General features: G+C 44.6%; 14 protein-coding genes and 1 pseudogene. 3 read left to right on the forward strand and 12 right to left on the reverse strand.

The genetic code is table 11. From position 1 onward, the window contains the following. Position 1: 1 nt before the first annotated feature. On the reverse strand, positions 2-958 hold the full coding sequence (gene rluC / locus DQX04_RS02560; RefSeq protein ID WP_111914227.1) for a 23S rRNA pseudouridine(955/2504/2580) synthase RluC: 957 nt from the start codon (positions 956-958) through the stop codon (positions 2-4). A gap of 409 nt (positions 959-1,367) precedes the next feature. Here rluC and rne point away from each other — a divergent pair, with 409 nt between their 5' ends. Beyond that, positions 1,368-4,163, forward strand: coding sequence for a ribonuclease E (gene rne / locus DQX04_RS02565; RefSeq protein WP_111914228.1), 2,796 nt, complete (start codon positions 1,368-1,370; stop codon positions 4,161-4,163). 62 nt (positions 4,164-4,225) lie between these two features. On the opposite strand, the gene DQX04_RS02570 is transcribed toward rne, so the two are convergent. From DQX04_RS02570 to gyrA, 11 genes are all read right to left on the reverse strand, one after another. Next, positions 4,226-4,633, reverse strand: coding sequence for a helix-hairpin-helix domain-containing protein (locus DQX04_RS02570; RefSeq protein WP_111914229.1), 408 nt, complete (start codon positions 4,631-4,633; stop codon positions 4,226-4,228). 81 nt (positions 4,634-4,714) lie between these two features. Continuing rightward, positions 4,715-5,404, reverse strand: coding sequence for an orotidine-5'-phosphate decarboxylase (gene pyrF / locus DQX04_RS02575; RefSeq protein WP_111914230.1), 690 nt, complete (start codon positions 5,402-5,404; stop codon positions 4,715-4,717). Beyond that, positions 5,404-6,561, reverse strand: coding sequence for a lipopolysaccharide assembly protein LapB (gene lapB, locus DQX04_RS02580; RefSeq protein WP_111914231.1), 1,158 nt, complete (start codon positions 6,559-6,561; stop codon positions 5,404-5,406). The genes pyrF and lapB overlap by 1 nt, the downstream gene beginning before the upstream one ends. Positions 6,562-6,563: 2 nt before the next feature. Further along, positions 6,564-6,860 carry a lipopolysaccharide assembly protein LapA domain-containing protein gene (locus DQX04_RS02585; protein WP_111914232.1) on the reverse strand — a complete coding sequence of 99 codons (297 nt, stop codon included), beginning with the start codon at positions 6,858-6,860 and terminating at the stop codon, positions 6,564-6,566. 48 nt (positions 6,861-6,908) lie between these two features. After that, complete coding sequence (gene ihfB / locus DQX04_RS02590) at positions 6,909-7,196, reverse strand: integration host factor subunit beta (RefSeq protein WP_111914233.1); 288 nt, start codon at positions 7,194-7,196, stop codon at positions 6,909-6,911. 41 nt (positions 7,197-7,237) lie between these two features. Beyond that, a complete protein-coding gene (rpsA, locus tag DQX04_RS02595; RefSeq protein ID WP_111914837.1) occupies positions 7,238-8,911 on the reverse strand; it encodes a 30S ribosomal protein S1 in 1,674 nt (557 codons plus the stop codon). 110 nt (positions 8,912-9,021) lie between these two features. Continuing rightward, positions 9,022-9,729 (reverse strand): (d)CMP kinase, encoded by a 708-nt coding sequence (cmk, locus tag DQX04_RS02600; RefSeq protein WP_111914234.1) that lies wholly within the window; start codon positions 9,727-9,729, stop codon positions 9,022-9,024. A gap of 107 nt (positions 9,730-9,836) precedes the next feature. Continuing rightward, positions 9,837-11,147, reverse strand: a complete 1,311-nt coding sequence (gene aroA, locus DQX04_RS02605; RefSeq protein WP_111914235.1) for a 3-phosphoshikimate 1-carboxyvinyltransferase — start codon at positions 11,145-11,147, stop codon at positions 9,837-9,839. Continuing rightward, entirely contained in the window at positions 11,140-12,246 is a 1,107-nt protein-coding gene (hisC, locus tag DQX04_RS02610) for a histidinol-phosphate transaminase (protein WP_111914236.1), read from the reverse strand. The genes aroA and hisC overlap by 8 nt, the downstream gene beginning before the upstream one ends. 28 nt (positions 12,247-12,274) lie before the next feature. After that, positions 12,275-13,360 (reverse strand): 3-phosphoserine/phosphohydroxythreonine transaminase, encoded by a 1,086-nt coding sequence (serC, locus tag DQX04_RS02615; RefSeq protein ID WP_111914237.1) that lies wholly within the window; start codon positions 13,358-13,360, stop codon positions 12,275-12,277. After that, positions 13,357-15,981, reverse strand: a complete 2,625-nt coding sequence (gene gyrA / locus DQX04_RS02620) for a DNA gyrase subunit A (protein WP_111914238.1) — start codon at positions 15,979-15,981, stop codon at positions 13,357-13,359. The genes serC and gyrA overlap by 4 nt, the downstream gene beginning before the upstream one ends. A 187-nt stretch (positions 15,982-16,168) precedes the next feature. On the opposite strand from gyrA, the pseudogene ubiG reads away from it, so the two are divergent. Together ubiG and DQX04_RS02630 are read left to right on the forward strand one after the other, a co-directional pair. After that, a pseudogene (ubiG, locus tag DQX04_RS02625) lies at positions 16,169-16,885 on the forward strand (bifunctional 2-polyprenyl-6-hydroxyphenol methylase/3-demethylubiquinol 3-O-methyltransferase UbiG); the annotation flags it as partial. Between the two features lie 8 nt (positions 16,886-16,893). Continuing rightward, complete coding sequence (locus DQX04_RS02630) at positions 16,894-17,565, forward strand: HAD family hydrolase (RefSeq protein WP_111914240.1); 672 nt, start codon at positions 16,894-16,896, stop codon at positions 17,563-17,565. Positions 17,566-17,662: the final 97 nt, after the last annotated feature.

Consider the following 17,662-nt stretch of genomic DNA (forward strand, 5'->3'; position numbering starts at 1 on the left):
CTTAACCTGTTTTTCTAAACGACTTTAAAACGCGCTCTAGTTCATCGTCTAAAGGCGCTGATAACCGCATTGTTGTCTCCGTTTTAGGATGTATAAATGCAATTTCGTGTGCATGTAAAAATAAACGCTTCAAACCATGTTGTTCTGCAATATGCACAAATCTAGGATCGCCGTACTTGTCATCTCCAGCTATCGGGTTGCCTGCATGCTGGGTGTGTACCCGGATTTGGTGAGTTCGTCCCGTAACGGGTTCACAGGCAATCAAGGTTGCTTGCCCAAACTTCTCAACTACACCAAACTTTGTTTTAGACGGTTTACCTTCTCTATCAACACGAACAACCCGTTCGCCCGACTTGAGTGTGTTTTTCTTTAGAGGGGACTCTACTGTTTTCTTGTTTTTAGACCATGTACCCGCAACTAATGCGAGGTATTTTTTTTCAACCGTTTTGTCGCGTAACTGTTTATGCAGTTCGCGCAGCGCTGACCGTTTCTTTGCAACCAATATTATTCCAGAGGTGTCTCTGTCGATACGATGTACAAGCTCAAGAAACTTTTGTTGCGGACGAAGGCTTCGAAGTCCTTCAATTAAACCGAACTTTAGGCCCGAACCGCCATGCACTGCTAAACCCGACGGCTTATTGACAACGAGCAACGAGTCATCCTCGAACAATATATACGACTCAAGCTGAGCAATAACTTCTAATTTGGGATTTGGCGTGTCCGCCCTCTCTGCAACTTTTACAGGAGGAACACGTATTTGATCATTAGCTTTTAATTTATAGTCCGGCTTAATGCGTCCTTTATTTACACGAACCTCACCTTTGCGAATAATTCTGTAAATATAACTCTTCGGCACGCCTTTTAGCCTAGACAACAAATAATTATCTAGACGTTGGCCGCTTTCATCGTCCTGGACTTCATGCCAGGAAACCTTGTTATATGGATTCTGTTCACTCATAGAAAAATTATATCACGCAGTCCCCTACCTTTACCTCTATTTTAAATATGTTTCTGGCTTGTTTTTTGCAGTTAAAAAATGCGACAATAGTTGTGCAAAACCATTTAGATGGTTAACGCGTTGACTTTTAGTCCGCGAAAAGATTTTAACCAGCGGCAGCACTGACGAAAAGCGAATACGCTTGTTTTAGTTCAGCAGAAATTACTGTAAAACGTGAGACCAATGTCCACGGGTTACATGCGCAAGGCCAATGCCTGTGCAGTAGGAATGAGAAAGCAGAAAAGATATGTAAAAAGCCGGTAATTACGAGCAAACTCGTAATCGAAGGGCCGGTTTTATTCGTTGACAAAACAAAGTGTTATAAGCAGTTCAGTGTTGTGGCGTTTTACTAATTAAAATGAGTCACAATATGAAAAGAATGCTAATTAATGCCACGCAGCAAGAAGAATTGCGTGTAGCGTTGGTAGACGGCCAACGCCTTTATGACCTAGACATTGAAAGCCCAGGTCACGAACAAAAAAAAGCAAATATCTATAAAGGCACAATCACCCGCGTTGAACCCAGTTTAGAAGCCGCTTTTGTTGATTACGGTGCAGAACGCCATGGCTTCCTCCCTCTTAAAGAAATTGCCAAGTCTTACTTCCCTGCTGATTATAAAATTAATGGCCGCCCAAACATCAAAGATGTGGTTAAAGAAGGTCAGGAAGTTATCGTTCAAATCGATAAGGAAGAACGTGGCCAAAAAGGTGCTGCACTCACTACCTTTATTTCATTAGCAGGTAGTTACCTAGTTTTAATGCCGAACAACCCACGTGCGGGTGGTATTTCTCGCCGCATCGAGGGTGAAGAGCGCACACAGCTAAAAGAAGCAATGGCTGACTTGCGCGTTCCGAACGGAATGGGCTTAATTGTTCGTACAGCTGGCGTAGGTAAGTCTGCTGAAGAATTAGCATGGGACTTAAAAGTACTTATTCATCATTGGGAAGCCATTGAAGAAGCTGCGTCGAGCCGCCCAGCTCCGTTCTTAATTCATCAAGAAAGTAACGTTATTTTCCGTGCGATTCGTGACTATTTACGTCGAGACATTGGTGAAATTCTGATTGATGATGAGAACATCTACGCTCAAACTCTTGAGCATATCAAAATTGTACGCCCAGACTTTTTGCAGCGCGCAAAAATGTATAAAGGTGATGTTCCTTTATTTAATCACTATCAAATTGAAAGCCAAATTGAGTCGGCTTTTGAGCGTGAAGTACGACTACCTTCAGGTGGTTCAATTTCTATCGACCCAACCGAAGCATTAACTTCTATCGACATTAACTCTGCGCGCGCAACAAAAGGCGGAGACATCGAAGAAACGGCTTTCCAAACCAACCTTGAAGCTGCGGACGAAATCGCGCGTCAACTTCGTCTACGTGATGTGGGTGGCCTGATTGTTATCGACTTCATCGATATGACACCGATGAAGCACCAACGTGAAGTAGAAAACAGATTACGTGAAGCGTTAAAGCAAGACCGTGCACGCGTTCAAGTTACTCGCATTTCACGTTTCGGCCTTCTTGAAATGTCACGTCAAAGATTACGTCCTTCGCTTGGCGAGTCAGCTAACCATGTTTGTCCTCGTTGTAGTGGACAAGGCACGATACGTAGTAACGAGTCTATTGCCCTTTCCATTCTTCGCTTAATTGAAGAAGAAGCGTTGAAAGACAATACAGGACAAGTAATGGCACAAGTACCTGTGTCGGTTGCAACGTACCTGCTTAATGAAAAACGGTTACCTATTCAACAAATTGAAAAGCGTAATAAAACAAGCATCATTATCATCCCGAATCAGCATCTCGACACGCCTCACTTTGAAGTCGTTCGTATTCGTAAAGATGAAATGAGCCAGAACCAAAGCTTTGAGCTTATACAAAAAGCTCCAGTACAAAGTGTTGAGATTTCTCAACCTTCACCGAAGGCTAGTGAGAAACCAGCACTTAAACAGATGGTTGCCCCTGAAGCAGCTCCTGCTCCAACGGTTAAAACTTCTAACGAACCTTCTTTGGTTTCGAAAATTGCGAAGTGGTTGAAGTCTCTATTTGCTAGTGACGAACCGAAAAAGCCTGCGAAAAACACACGAAACGGTCAACGCAACAACCGTAACCAGGGTTCATCGAACAACCGTAACCGTAACAATCAACGTCGTGGGAACCGCAATAACCAGCGTAACCAAGAGCGTGGCCAAGAACGCAATAATAATGCGCAAGAGCGCAAGAATTCGAAGTCTCAAGACGATAGCGCAACCCAGAATAAATCGAACCAAGAGAACCGTAATCGTCGTAACCGTAGACGCAAGCCGCAGCAGGAAAAGCAAGACAATGGTCAAGCTACGCAAAATAACAAGCAGCAAGAGTCTATACCTGCTCAACGCCGTCAACGTAGAGATCTAAAAAGCTCGGTGCGTGTGAAAACAGACGCGAAGGTTTCTGAAGAAGAAAACCAAAATACAGTAGTAGCTCCAGTAGATACTCAAGAAGTAACTAAGAACGAGCAGCCGGTAGCGACTAAACACAAAGAAGAGCAAACTCCTGTTGTAGAAAACACTGCAGAAACCCCGGCAACACCGAAAGCTGAGAAAACGGCCGAGCAAGCGTCACCTGAAACAGAAGCTTCAAATGGTGACGATACCTCAGTTAACAGCGAAAGTAGTGCCGTAGAGCCATCAGCGGAACAAGAGCCGTCAGCGAAAGAGCAACCTTCAGTTAACGAAGAAGCTCCAAAGAGTGAAGAGTCTGTGACCGACGAATCTTCTTCTGAAGAAGCAGTAGCTGATAAAGTAGAGGCAGATGCTGTTGAAGAAACCGTGGAAGAAGCACCTTCAACACAGGAAGTTTCACCAGCAAAAGAAGAGGAAATCGCTCAACCTCAAGCGGAAGAAGCTGCAAATTCAGATGCTGAGCAAGAAATCACGGTCGAAGCAGAAAAGCCAAAAGCCAAAACTAAAGCTAAACCGAAAGCGCAAACTAAGGCGAAAGGTATTCACTTTACGTTTGCTGAAATGGCTAAAGCCCCTGCAGGCGAAATTTCTGCAGACATTGCAGCACTACAAGCAATGCCTGCTTCAGCACGAGCAGAAATTCAGCATAGCGGCAAAGTAGCAGGCGTTAACACCCCTACTTCAAAAGCTTACGCAGACATGCAAGCGTGTCCTAGCCAAGAATAATACGTCTTAAAAAGAAGCCTCGGCTCCCAACTTTGGGGTCGAGGCTTTTTTATGTGGCATACCTACAAGACGATACGTTCCCGATTAGCGTTTAAAGTTCGCACGCCCAAACCTCGCACTTCTAAAAGTTGCTCGATATCTGAAAACCCACCTAAACGCTCGCGAAGTTCGATAATAGCTTGAGCGCGAGTTGAACCAACACCTTTAAGCTTTTTAGCTAACTCCATCGCGTTGGCGGTATTAATGTTTACAGTTTCAGTGACATCGTTCTCAGCACGTAACCGATGCATCGAAACATAAGGCGTTAATTTACTGACCTTTTGTTTCACTTCCTGCATTTGCTTAGACTGGCTTTTGAGGTCTGCTAAAGAGTTTTTAGCAGAATCTTGCAGTGTTTCAGCATGAGCAGGGCCTGCAAAAACAAGAACGGACGATAGAATGGGAATAAGAAAACGAATAGGTTTAAACATATATGCTCCTTTTAAGTAACCGTTGCTTCCTATGCAACGGTTACAGTATAGCGAGGAGCTCTGTAAATGCTTGAGTTTGGATTAGGATATTTGCTGGTTAATTGCTGAAATTAGTTCCGCGGGCGCGTCCGACTCTCGAATGGGTCTTCCTATCACTAAATAATCAGACCCCGCCTCCATAGCTGCTTTTGGAGTCAAAACGCGTGTTTGGTCGTTAGCCGCGCTGCCTTCAGGTCGAATACCTGGTGTAACGAGTTTAAATGAGTTCCCTAACTCCCCTTTGAGCAGCCTAGCTTCCTCTGCAGAGCACACAACGCCGTCTAACCCAGAGTTTTTAGTGAGTCGCGCTAGGTGTAATACTTGTTCCTGCAACGGTACGGAAACATTAAGCGAATGAACTTCGGCTTCACTCATGCTCGTCAATACCGTTACGGCTGTTAATAGTGGCCGTTGCTCTCCATATGGCTCCAATGCTTCCCGTGCCGCGCGCATCATACGCTCTCCACCGGAAGCGTGAACATTCACCATCCAAACCCCCAATTCGGCACTTGCACGAACTGCACCTGCAACGGTATTAGGGATGTCGTGAAATTTAAGGTCTAAAAAAACATCAAATCCTCTAGCTACAAGTTCTTTCACCAACTCAGGACCAGCTGATGTAAAAAGCTCTTTACCTACTTTTACGCGACATGTATCAGGATCTAACTTATCTGCAAATGCCAATGCGTCGATAGGATTAGGAAAGTCTAGAGCGACAATTACTTCTTTCATTATTCACCATCAATTCCACGAAGAGGTTTAATTTCACCCCAAACTTTACACGAGGGGCAATGCCAATAAAGCTGCTGGGCCGAAAAGCCACAATGTTTACAACGATACTTAGGCCGTTGCTTGATTTGTTCGGCAACAATAGACTGAAGCAGACTCAGAGCGTCACGCTCTTTCCCTGGGGCCGCTTGTTGTACATGAACCTCAATAAGCTTATGAAATCCGCGCATCGTTGGGTTTCGTCTTAAAGCTGTAAGTAGAAACTGCTCGGCAGCTTCCGCATCGTTTTGCGCCGCAATATGTTTTGCCAGCATAATTACTGCAGTTGCACTTGGATTTTCAAGAACTAGGTCGTGAAGGCAACTTAATAAACCGTCTTCGTCGTTAAGTTCGGCATAAGCCATTTCCAATAAAGGTAGTACTTCAGAACTAAACTCAGGAGAGTCTTCAATAATCGGCAGAAAATAACTCAAACATTCTTTCGCTTTATTATGTCCCAAATACCAGCGCCCTAACGCAAGCCTTGCACGTACACAATCTTTGTCATGAGACAAAGCCTTTTGATAAAACTTTAATACTTCATCTTGTTTGTCTTGAAGCTCAGCTAACTCGCAATAGAATTGTGCAATATTAGGTTCGATGCCTTTGTCGTATCTTCTAATCTTTAGCGCAACCCTGATCGCTTTGTTCCATTCATTGGTCGCTTCATAGAGCTGCATTAAGTAACGTTCACTAGGCTCCCGGAAAAGCTTTTGTTGAGCTAACTCACTTAGCATTTTTTCAGCTCGGTCATAAAACCCTGCGGAGAGATAGTCTCGGCCTAGCTCAAACATTGCTTGATAACGCTGACTCTCGGTAATTGCAGGACGAGCAATTAAGTTTTGGTGAATCTTAATTGCTCGGTCTACCTCACCACGGCGGCGAAATAGTTTACCCAAAGTCCAATGTGTTTCTATCGTTTCACTGTCTACTTCCAGCATCTCGGTAAAATAATCGACTGCTTTGTCACTTTGGTCTGAAAGTAAAAGGTTTATTCCAGTAACGTAGTTTTTTGAAAATTTCTTTTGCTCTTCTCTTTGCTCTTGGCGAACACTGTTGCGACCCATGAACCAACCATAGGCTGCAGCAATCGGTAAAATGAGGAAGAGAAGCTCGAGCATAATTACAGGTTAGCTTTAGCGTGTTGTATGAGCTCTTTTCTCAGGCGACGGTAACGAACTCGAAGTTTTAGGTAACTCGACAAGAATGCGACGATGCCTACTAGGAAACCTAAGCCTAAAGAAAATGCCATGAGTGTAGAGGTTTTCAGCTGTAACTGAACCAGCAACAAATTGACATCAATGATATGCGTGTTTCTAGAACCGATTAAAAGGGCTATAAGAAACAGCAAAAGAATAGGCAGTAAAGCTAAGAAAAAGCGCGCCATAGAAAATCCTTTCCAAGCTAATAAAAAAGGCATGCCAGTATAGCATGCCTTTTAGATAATCGTCTTGCTTTCCAAAAGCGGTTAACCAGCGCTTTGATCAACGCGTTCTCTTAGCGCTTTACCCGGCTTAAAGTGAGGAACGTATTTACCGTCCAACTCAACTTTATCACCCGTTTTAGGATTACGTCCGACTCTAGGTTTACGGTAATGTAATGAGAAGCTACCAAAGCCCCTTATTTCAATACGCTGACCACTGGCCAACGATTGAATCATCGTTTCTAGAATTCCTCGAACTCCTGCCTCAACGTCTTTTGGAGACACTTGCGGCTGCTTAGTCGTAAGTACTTCAATCAGCTCTGACTTCGTCATAACAGATAATTCCTTTCTTTCTTCAGCCGCAATAACAACTATTAGTCGTCAGTCTTAGCAGCTTTAAACGCTTCAGCCATTGCGTTGTTGATTGCGCTATCTTCTTGCTGATTAACGCTTTCAAGCGCAGCTTTCTCTTCAGCTTCGTCTTTCGCTTTGATTGACAAGCTGATTACACGGTTCTTACGGTCGATACCCATAAAGCGTGCTTCAACTTTATCGCCTACAGACAATGCAGTTGATGCGTCTTCGATGCGCTCACGAGCGATGTCAGCAACACGTACGTAGCCTTCAACGCCGTCCGCAAGTTCAATTGTTGCACCTTTAGCGTCAACTTCTTGAACCGTACCAGTAACAATAGCACCCTTCTTGTGAGATTCCAGATAGTTATTCACTGGATCTTCAGAAATTTGCTTGATACCTAGAGAGATACGCTCACGTTCTGCGTCAACCTGAAGAACAACAGCTTCAACTTCTTCGCCTTTCTTGAAGTCGCGAACCGCTTCTTCACCAGTCGCATTCCAAGAAATGTCAGACAAGTGAACAAGACCGTCGATGTTGCCGTCTAGGCCGATAAAGATACCGAAGTCAGTGATTGACTTGATCTTACCGCTAACTTTGTCGCCTTTCTGGTTGTTCTTCGCGAACTCTTCCCATGGGTTAGCTTTACACTGCTTGATACCCAAAGAGATACGACGACGTTCTTCGTCGATATCTAGAACCATAACTTCAACGGTGTCGTCTAAGTTAACGATCTTAGATGGGTGAACGTTTTTGTTTGTCCAATCCATTTCAGAAACGTGTACAAGACCTTCAACACCTTCTTCGATTTCAACGAAGCAACCGTAGTCAGTTAGGTTAGTTACGCGACCAGACATGCGTAGACCTTTAGGGTAACGATTGATGATATCGCTCCAAGGATCTTCGCCTAGTTGCTTAAGACCTAGTGATACACGAGTGCGATCACGGTCAAATTTCAATACTTTACAAGTGATTTCGTCGCCAACATTCACGATTTCACTTGGGTGCTTAACACGCTTCCAAGCCATATCAGTGATGTGCAACAAGCCGTCTACGCCGCCCAAGTCAACGAACGCACCATAGTCAGTTAGGTTCTTAACGATACCCGTAACTTCTTGGCTTTCTTGAAGGTTCTCAAGTAACTCTTCACGCTCTGCACTGTTTTCTTTCTCAATAACAGCACGGCGAGATACAACAACGTTGTTACGCTTCTGGTCTAGCTTGATTACTTTGAATTCAAGGTCACGGTTCTCCAAGTGCGCAGTATCGCGAACTGGACGAACGTCAACAAGTGAACCAGGTAAGAACGCACGAACGCCGTTAAGATCAACAGTGAATCCGCCTTTAACTTTACCACTGATGATACCTGTAACTGTTTCTTCTTTCTCATACGCAGCTTCAAGTTGTACCCAAGCTTCGTAGCGCTTCGCTTTTTCGCGAGAAAGGATAGTTTCACCGAAACCGTCTTCTACTGCGTCTAGAGCTACTTCAACAGAATCACCAACATTGATGTCTAATTCGCCATCTGAGTTCATGAATTGTTCAGCAGGGATCGCACTTTCAGATTTAAGACCAGCGTCTACTAGAACTAGGTCTTTTTCGATTGCTACAACCGTACCAGTAACGATTGAGCCAGGGCGGGTTTCGATTTCTTTGAGGCTTTCCTCAAATAATTGAGCAAAATTTTCGGTCATATTAAATAACTTCACAAAGTTTAGACATCCGTTGAATTTCCTTGCCAACGGGGTTGTTACACGAAATCGGTTTCATCCTAAAACCGACCCTTGGAGCACACAAAGGTGCTTCAAATTTTTCCAGAAATTTGCGAATGCGCAAATTCTAAAACTTCTTTCAAAACCGATTCTATTGATTTATCAGTAGAATCTAAAATCAACGAACCCTCCGCAGCCTTCAGAGGTGCTACAGAGCGGTTCATGTCTCGGTCGTCACGTTCTTTAATTTCCACAACGAGATTGTTCATTTTAGCATCAACACCCTTTTCCTGCAATTGCAAAAACCTACGTTTTGCGCGCTCTTCAGGGCTTGCCGTTAAAAATATTTTAGCTTGCGCGTCGGGAAAAACTACAGTGCCCATGTCACGACCATCGGCAACTAAACCAGGTAACTCCCTAAAACCACGCTGACGGCGCAATAACGCCTCGCGAACTCTAGGCAAGGCTGCTATTTTAGAGGCTGTTTGCCCCATTATTTCTTGGCGAATTGTTTCTGTTACGTCTTCGCCCTCAAGTACCACGTGGGTAGAGCCTGTCTTCTCATTAACGATAAACTCAACGTCTAGGTCTGCAGCCAAAGCGACTAAGCCCTCTTCGTCTTCCGGTTTAAAGTTATGATGTGAAGCGGCGACAGCGAGTACGCGGTAAATTGCGCCACTGTCCAAAAGCTTCCAACCAAGACGGTCTGCAACCATTCGGCTTATCGTTCCTTTACCAGCACCACCAGGACCATCAATAGTGATCACAGGGGCTTGGGTTGCATTGGAAGTCGTTTCCATAAATAGACAGTGCCTCTAAACTTGCTTCGGTTGAATGCCAACTTAAAAAATTTAAGCCGCAAAATTATACGGACTTTGAGGAAAAATGCACGAAGATTTGTTCGTAGTTAGCTAGCAGACATGTCTTTTACAAACACCCTTTCAAAGTCTTCAAAAAAACCGGGGTAGGTTTTAGAGCAACATTGAGGGTCCAAAATAGTGATGCCAGGGCCTTTTAGCCCTAGTAGCGAAAAACACATTGCCATGCGGTGATCATCATAGGTTTCAATCATTGCATGAGTATGAATTTTAGGAGGATATATGGTTAAGAAATCTCGGCCTTCTTCGACTTGCGCTCCGACTTTACTCAATTCAGTCGCCATAGCGGCGAGACGATCGGTTTCTTTTATGCGCCAGTTCTCGATATTACGAATCGTTGTAGGTCCTTCGGCAAATATGGCAACGGTGGCGATGGTCATGGCTGCATCGGGAATATGATTTAGGTCGCAGTCCAAGCCTACAAGTCCGTTAGGTGCGCCCAGTACTCGAATTGAGCCCTTCTCAATTTCAATTTGCGCACCCATTTCACGCATAACATCTACGAACTGGATGTCTCCTTGAACGCTATTCTTCCCTACTCCTTCTAGCACGAGTGAACTATTCGTTATCGCAGCCCCTGAAATAAAATAAGACGCCGAGGAAGCATCACTTTCGACTTGATAACTCTCTGCGCATTGGTAGCTCTGGCCACCTCTTGTGTGAATTGTACGCCCACGAACGAGAACATCCGATATTCCAAAATCTGCCATCATCTTCAAGGTAATCTCGACATAAGGCCACGACACCAATTCTCCCTTCAGAGTCAATGTAGAGTCGCCTGCAAGGCACGGTAACATCATCAATAGAGCGGTAATGTACTGGCTAGACATCGTAGCGTCGAGTTCACAGTAGCCACCCGTTAGCGCTTTTCCATGGATAAGTAGCGGTGGAAAACCAATTTGTCCTTTATATTCGATATCTGCTCCTAATTGGCGTAAAGCTTCTACAAGTGGACCAATAGGCCGCTCGCACATACGTTTATCACCGGTAAGCAGATATTGACCAGGGCGAGCCGCTAATATTGCCGTTAACGGGCGCATAGCTGTTCCCGCATTCCCCAAATCCAGGGTATGTAGTTTGTTCTCTTTGGCATCAGTTTGATGACTTAAACCCTGAACCAAATTAACGTTGTTATCTTCGATGGTGGCTCGAACACCTAATAAGGACAGCGCATCAAGCATACGTTGTGTGTCGTCGCTCATAAGAACATTGGAGAGATGCGCTGGAGCACCAAGCGCCGCCATAAGCAACGCACGGTTAGAAATACTTTTTGAACCAGGAAGACGAAGCACACCAGCGGCGTGCCTCGGTCCTGCTATCGTAAGTTGATCTTTAGCCATTAAGAATTTGCGAAAAAGCCTTTATAAACGCTTCGTTCTCTTCCTTTGTCCCGATGCTTACGCGTAGATGGTTTGGAAGCTCATAGCCAGCCACTGGGCGCACAATCACACCTAAGTGAAGTAACTTGTCGTATATCTCTGCCGACTGAGGTCCAAATTCAATTGTTATGAAGTTGCCGTGAGACGGAATATACGACAAATTAACCTCCTCACAAAATGCAATAAGCTGCTTCATACCTCGAGCGTTCACCTCTACAGACTTGGCTAGGAAGTCATCGTCTTGTAACGCTGCTAAAGCGGCTGTTAACGCCAATTCATTCATATTAAATGGCTGACGAATACGATTCATCAAATCGGCAACACTTGGGTGTGAAACAGCAAAACCGGCACGAATCCCCGCTAAACCATACGCTTTAGAGAATGTGCGGCTCACCACTAAGTTTGGATATTTTTTGATCCAAGAAAACGAAGGCGCACGTTCCTGCTCCGGCACGTACTCGTAATAAGCTTCGTCGAGAACGACTAAAACGTGCTGTGGGATATCTTTAATAAAACCTTCAATTTCCTCACTCGACAAAAATGTGCCGGTAGGATTGTTCGGGTTTGCGATAAAGATCATACGTGTTTTATCGGTTACAGCAGCCTTCATCGCGTCCAGGTCGTGGCCGTAATCCTTAGCAGGGACCTTAACAGGAGTAGCGCCTATAGCTTGCGTGACCAACGGGTAAACCACAAATGCGTGCTGAGAGAAAATAACTTCATGCTCAGAAGTAACATAGGTACGCGCAAGCAGCTCTAAAACATCGTTAGAGCCGTTACCAAGCGTGATTTGGTTTGTATCGATACCAAACTTCTCACTAATTGCCGATTTTAAGTAGAAACCGTTCGCGTCTGGGTAACGTGCTAAAGCTTCAACTTTGTTTATTAAAGCCTCGCGAACCTTCTCGCTCACGCCCAAAGGATTTTCATTAGACGCAAGTTTTACAATATCTTTTATACCAAGCTCGCGTTCTAGTTCTTCAATCGGTTTCCCCGCTTGATAAGGGCTTAAGTTACGGATGCCAGGTAAGGCAAGATTCGCAGCATCAAACTCGTGCATGACTACCTCATTGTTAATTCAATTTTTGTTATTGATGTTCTTGTGCAAACTTGGTCATAAAGTTTACAAGTTCTACCGCACCCTCGTACGGCATTGCGTTATACATACTCGCTCGCATACCACCTACAAATCGGTGCCCCTTCAACGCAATAAGCCCTTGGTCGGCAGACTGTTTCAGGAAAAGCGCGTCCAGGTCAGGGTTTTTAAGTTGGAATGGGACATTCATAATCGAACGATTCTGAGTATCTATAGCGTTATTATAAAACGCCGAACTATCGATACATTCATAAAGTAATTTGGCTTTTCGGTGGTTTAAATCAGCCATAGCCTCTAAACCACCTTCGGCCTTAATCCACTTAAATACTTCCGCTGACAAATACCAAGCAAATGTATTTGGGGTGTTGTACAAAGACTTTTCTTCGGCTTGCACGTTGTAGTTCATCACCGTGCATACGCGGTCCTGTTGCGTTTCCAGTAAGTCATTACGAATAATGACTACGGCAAACCCCGAAGGCCCGATATTCTTTTGCGCACCTGCGTAGATTACGCCGAACTGACTCACGTCGATCGGTTCAGCCAAAATAACCGATGACATATCCGCAACTACAGGGGCTTTAACCTGCGGTACGTTGTGAATAGCAATACCGTCTACAGTTTCATTTGGACAATAATGAAAGTAAGCCGCGTTATCTGAAAGGTTCCATGTGTCGACGTCTTGAACCCGCTTCTTACCATTAAGCTCAGTTACAGCGTCTACTACGTTCACGTTTTTCACGTACTTTTGGGCTTCTTTGATCGCATATTGAGACCAAATGCCGGTGTTTAAGTAGTCTACGGTCGCGTCTGCACCTGCAATATTCTGCGGTAATGCAGAAAACTGGCCTCGACCACCTCCATGCATAAATAGCACAGAGTAATTGTCAGGAATCGACATGAGGTCTCGCAGGTCTTGCTCAGACTCGTCCGCCATTTTAATAAATACCGGGTCGCGATGGCTGATTTCCATGACAGAGAAGCCAAGTCCTTGCCAGTCATTTAGCTGTTTTTGTACCTTCGCTAACACAGGAGCCGGCAACATTGCCGGCCCCGCTGAGAAGTTATAGATCAAGTTTATTCTCCTTGCTCTGGCGAGTTATTCTCACCCTCGCCTGCTTCAACTTCCCCGTCGATACTCTCGTTATCTAACTCAGCATCTTCGTCAACTTCGATTTCCGCAATACGAGCTACACCAACAACAACTTCGTCACTTGCAGTTCGAATTAACGTAACGCCTTGTGTATTTCGGCCGACTTGCGACACTTCATCTACACGAGTTCGAACTAGGGTTCCGCGGTTACTAATCAGCATTAAGTGCTCACCACTTTCAACTTCTAGAGCACCAACCACAGCGCCATTTCGTTCGCTTACTTTAATAGATACGACACCTTTCGTTGCACGACTCTTCGCTGGGTAATCAGCTAATGGCGTACGCTTACCGAAACCGTTTTCTGTTACCGTTAGAATTGCATTGTCTTGCGAACGCGGAATAATTAAAGACACAATTTTTTGCTCGTCTTCAATTCGCATTCCTCGAACACCAGTGGCTGTGCGGCCCATCGAGCGTACTTGGTCTTCTGCAAAACGTACCACTTTACCGGCGTCAGAGAACAACAGCACTTCATTCGAGCCGTTGGTAATATCAACGCCGATAAGCTCATCACCTTCCGCGAGATTCAAAGCGATAATACCGTTTGAACGTGGGCGAGAGTACTCTACTAATGGAGTCTTCTTAACAGTTCCACTGCGAGTTGCCATTAATACGAATTTGTCATCTTCAAAGTCTGAAATTGGCAGTATTGCAGTAATACGCTCGTCGCTTTGTAATGGCAATAAGTTAACAATCGGCTTACCACGTGACGCACGGCTTGCTTGCGGCAACTGGTATGTCTTCATCCAGTACACACGGCCTAAACTTGAGAAACACAAAATCATGTCGTGGGTGTTGGCAACAAGCAGACGCTCAATAAAGTCCTCGTCCTTCATTTTCGTCGCTGCTTTGCCTTTACCGCCGCGTTTTTGCGCTTCGTACTCACCTAGTGACTGGTATTTCACATAACCTTGGTGAGAAAGTGTTACCACAACGTCTTCCTGCTCAATCAAGTCTTCCAAGTTAATGTCGTGACTTGCGGCAGTAATTTCTGTGCGGCGCTCGTCGCCGAAATCAGCTTTAACCTGCTCAAGTTCTTCACGAATAACTTCCATTAAGCGCTCAGAACTTGCCAAGATATGCATAAGTTCTTCTATCAGCGATAAAAGATCTTTATATTCGTTAAGAATTTTCTCGTGTTCTAAACCGGTTAACTTGTGTAAACGCAAATCAAGGATGGCTTGCGCTTGGATTTCGGTTAGGCGATATTCGCCGTCAACCACACCAAAGCCAACTTCTACCCAGTCAGGACGCGCAGCGTCTACGCCTGCACGCTCCAACATCACGGCTACGTCGCCTAAAGACCAACCTTTACTGATCAATTCAGCTTTTGCTTCCGCAGGTGAAGGTGAACGCTTAATCAGCTCAATCACATCATTAATGTTGGCTAGAGCAATCGCCAAGCCTTCAAGTGTATGTGCACGCTCTCTCGCTTTGCGTAATTCATAAACGGTTCTGCGTGTTACTACCTCTCGTCTGTGAGTAATAAACGCTTCTAACATTTCGGTAAGGTTGAATAACTTAGGCTGGCCCTTGTCCAAGGCAACCATGTTAAACCCGAATGCTACTTGCAACTGGGTGTTTCGGTATAAGTGGTTAAGCATTACGTCACCAGACTCGCCACGCTTAAGCTCTATAACCACACGCATTCCGTCTTTGTCAGACTCATCACGTAATGCGCTAATACCTTCAATACGTTTTTCTTTAACCAACTCAGCGATTTTCTCAATAAGCTTCGCTTTGTTTACCTGGTAAGGCAGTTCATGAACGATGATCGTTTCACGACCTGAGTTCTCGTCCACAATAACTTCAGCACGTGCACGAATATAAATTTTGCCACGGCCTGTTTTATAAGCATCAATAATCCCTTGGCGCCCTGAAACGATACCTGCGGTTGGGAAGTCAGGACCCGGAATGTATTCCATAACCTCTTCCAGAGTAATGTCTGGGTTGTCGATCATAGCAAGACAGCCATTAATCACTTCATTGAGGTTATGCGGAGGAATGTTTGTCGCCATACCTACGGCAATACCCGAAGAACCGTTAGCTAACAGGTTCGGAATGCGGGTAGGTAAAACTTCAGGAATTTGTTCTGTGCCATCGTAGTTCGGCACGAAATCGACCGTTTCTTTATCTAAGTCGGCAAGTAACTGGTGCGAAATTTTCGCCATGCGAACTTCGGTGTAACGCATTGCTGCAGCGGAGTCGCCGTCTACAGAACCGAAGTTACCTTGACCGTCGGCCAACATATACCGTAGAGAGAACGGTTGAGCCATTCGAACGATCGTATCGTATACAGCCGAGTCACCGTGCGGGTGGTATTTACCGATAACGTCACCAACAACACGTGCTGACTTCTTGTACGGCTTGTTAAAGTCATTACCCAGTACATTCATTGCAAATAATACGCGACGATGAACTGGTTTTAATCCATCCCGTACATCTGGAAGTGCCCGACCGATAATGACGCTCATGGCATAGTCTAAGTACGAATTTTTTAGCTCGTCTTCGATATTGACCGGTAGGACTTCTTTGGCAAGATCGCTCATATTTTATTCCCTGAATCTTTCGACTTCATATCGTTATTGTTATGTCTTCACTTAAGTGAGCTGTGAACTGAGTTAGCATACCATAGCAATGCTATGTTGACACCTCTCTAACGCATCAAGATCTGGTTTCAAAGTTTTTGCTCAGGTACACTTTAATACAACTTAATATTCTTATAAAAAACTATTTCTCGGAGTCCTCATGCAAAACGTAGATCCTACTGAGATCAATAAATTTAATGATATATCATCTCAGTGGTGGGACCCTGAAGGTCAATTTAAGCCGTTGCATCAAATCAATCCCCTGCGTGTTCAGTTTATAGACATGAATGTAGCCGGACTAAATGGCAAAAAAGTACTCGACGTGGGCTGCGGGGGTGGATTACTCAGTGAAGCAATGGCAAAAGCTGGTGCAAATGTAACAGCTATAGACATGGGCGAAGAAGGCCTGAGCGTAGCCAAGCTTCACGCGCTAGAGAGCAAAGTTTCAATTGATTACCAGCAATCCACTGCTGAAGAGTTTGCGGAAAACCACAAGCAGCAATTCGAAGTTGTTACATGTCTTGAAATGTTGGAGCACGTTCCGCACCCAGAAAGTATTGTCGCAGCTTGTGCTCAGCTCGTTAAACCTGGTGGGAAAGTTATTTTCTCTACATTGAACAGAACGCTTAAAGCTAAGTTACTAGGCGTTTATATGGCTGAATATGTGCTTCAATGGGTACCGAAAGGAACGCACGACGCCAACAAGTTTATTAAGCCATCTGAGTTACTCTCTGTCGCCAGTGAAAATGGCCTATTTGCGAAGCAAATGACTGGCATACATTACAACCCACTTACCTCTGCTTTTTATACCAGCGACAGAAACGTAGACGTAAACTACATTGTTTGCTGTGAAAAAGAAGCTTAGGACTAGTCATGCAAAACATTTCTCTTACTGATATTCAGGCCGTAATTTTCGATCTTGACGGTACACTGCTCGACACGGCCCATGACCTTGGTTTCGCATTGAATGAAATGTTACGTCAACGGCAAAGAGAAATAATTTCATACGACCGCATACGCCCAATAGCAAGCCATGGCTCGAGGGGGTTGTTGCAACTTGGATTTGGCGACGACTTTAATGCTCAAACCGAACACCAATTAAGAACTGAGTTTTTAAGCGTATATGAGTCGTGCTTACTTAGTAAAACCCGATATTTTGAAGGTGTACAAGAGTTGCTTAATCAGCTTCAATGTATCGGAATTAAAACAGGTGTAGTAACCAACAAGCCTCATAAATATACGGTGCCGATTGTACAGGCGTTCGATGAACTAAAAGCGATGAAAAGTATAATCAGTGGCGATACCTTAAGCGTGGCGAAGCCGAATCCCGAGCCACTTTTACTATCAGCTCAACAGCTCGAGGTAAGACCCGAGCATTGCTTATACGTAGGAGATGCTGCACGGGACATAGAAGCCGGTCGCCGTGCCAATATGAAAACGGTTTTAGCAAACTGGGGCTATTTTACCGAGCAGGACAACCCAGAGAGCTGGGGCTATGATTTCGTCGCAGAAGCACCAGAGGCCATAGCGCAGTGGTTAGGTTGATGGCGTACCTGCTTTTATAATAGACAGAAAATTACCGCAAAAGTCATATATAGCTAAGTCGTCTTTGTCGGTTATTATTTTATTATAAAATCGAATT

The sequence above is a fragment of the Aliidiomarina sp. B3213 genome, from assembly GCF_003290085.1.
GTDB lineage: Bacteria > Pseudomonadota > Gammaproteobacteria > Enterobacterales > Alteromonadaceae > Aliidiomarina.

What these genes read in the sequence shown, in the direction of transcription:
- lapB (WP_111914231.1), bottom strand. Translation starts at nt 6,561, where the DNA reads ATGCTCGAGCTTCTCTTCCTCATTTTACCGATTGCTGCAGCCTATGGT.
- rluC (WP_111914227.1), bottom strand. Translation starts at nt 958, where the DNA reads ATGAGTGAACAGAATCCATATAACAAGGTTTCCTGGCATGAAGTCCAG.
- gyrA (WP_111914238.1), bottom strand. Translation starts at nt 15,981, where the DNA reads ATGAGCGATCTTGCCAAAGAAGTCCTACCGGTCAATATCGAAGACGAG.
- pyrF (WP_111914230.1), bottom strand. Translation starts at nt 5,404, where the DNA reads ATGAAAGAAGTAATTGTCGCTCTAGACTTTCCTAATCCTATCGACGCA.
- rpsA (WP_111914837.1), bottom strand. Translation starts at nt 8,911, where the DNA reads ATGACCGAAAATTTTGCTCAATTATTTGAGGAAAGCCTCAAAGAAATC.
- rne (WP_111914228.1), top strand. Translation starts at nt 1,368, where the DNA reads ATGAAAAGAATGCTAATTAATGCCACGCAGCAAGAAGAATTGCGTGTA.
- DQX04_RS02630 (WP_111914240.1), top strand. Translation starts at nt 16,894, where the DNA reads ATGCAAAACATTTCTCTTACTGATATTCAGGCCGTAATTTTCGATCTT.
- DQX04_RS02585 (WP_111914232.1), bottom strand. Translation starts at nt 6,860, where the DNA reads ATGCCTTTTTTATTAGCTTGGAAAGGATTTTCTATGGCGCGCTTTTTC.
- hisC (WP_111914236.1), bottom strand. Translation starts at nt 12,246, where the DNA reads ATGCACGAGTTTGATGCTGCGAATCTTGCCTTACCTGGCATCCGTAAC.
- aroA (WP_111914235.1), bottom strand. Translation starts at nt 11,147, where the DNA reads ATGGCTAAAGATCAACTTACGATAGCAGGACCGAGGCACGCCGCTGGT.
- cmk (WP_111914234.1), bottom strand. Translation starts at nt 9,729, where the DNA reads ATGGAAACGACTTCCAATGCAACCCAAGCCCCTGTGATCACTATTGAT.
- DQX04_RS02570 (WP_111914229.1), bottom strand. Translation starts at nt 4,633, where the DNA reads ATGTTTAAACCTATTCGTTTTCTTATTCCCATTCTATCGTCCGTTCTT.
- ihfB (WP_111914233.1), bottom strand. Translation starts at nt 7,196, where the DNA reads ATGACGAAGTCAGAGCTGATTGAAGTACTTACGACTAAGCAGCCGCAA.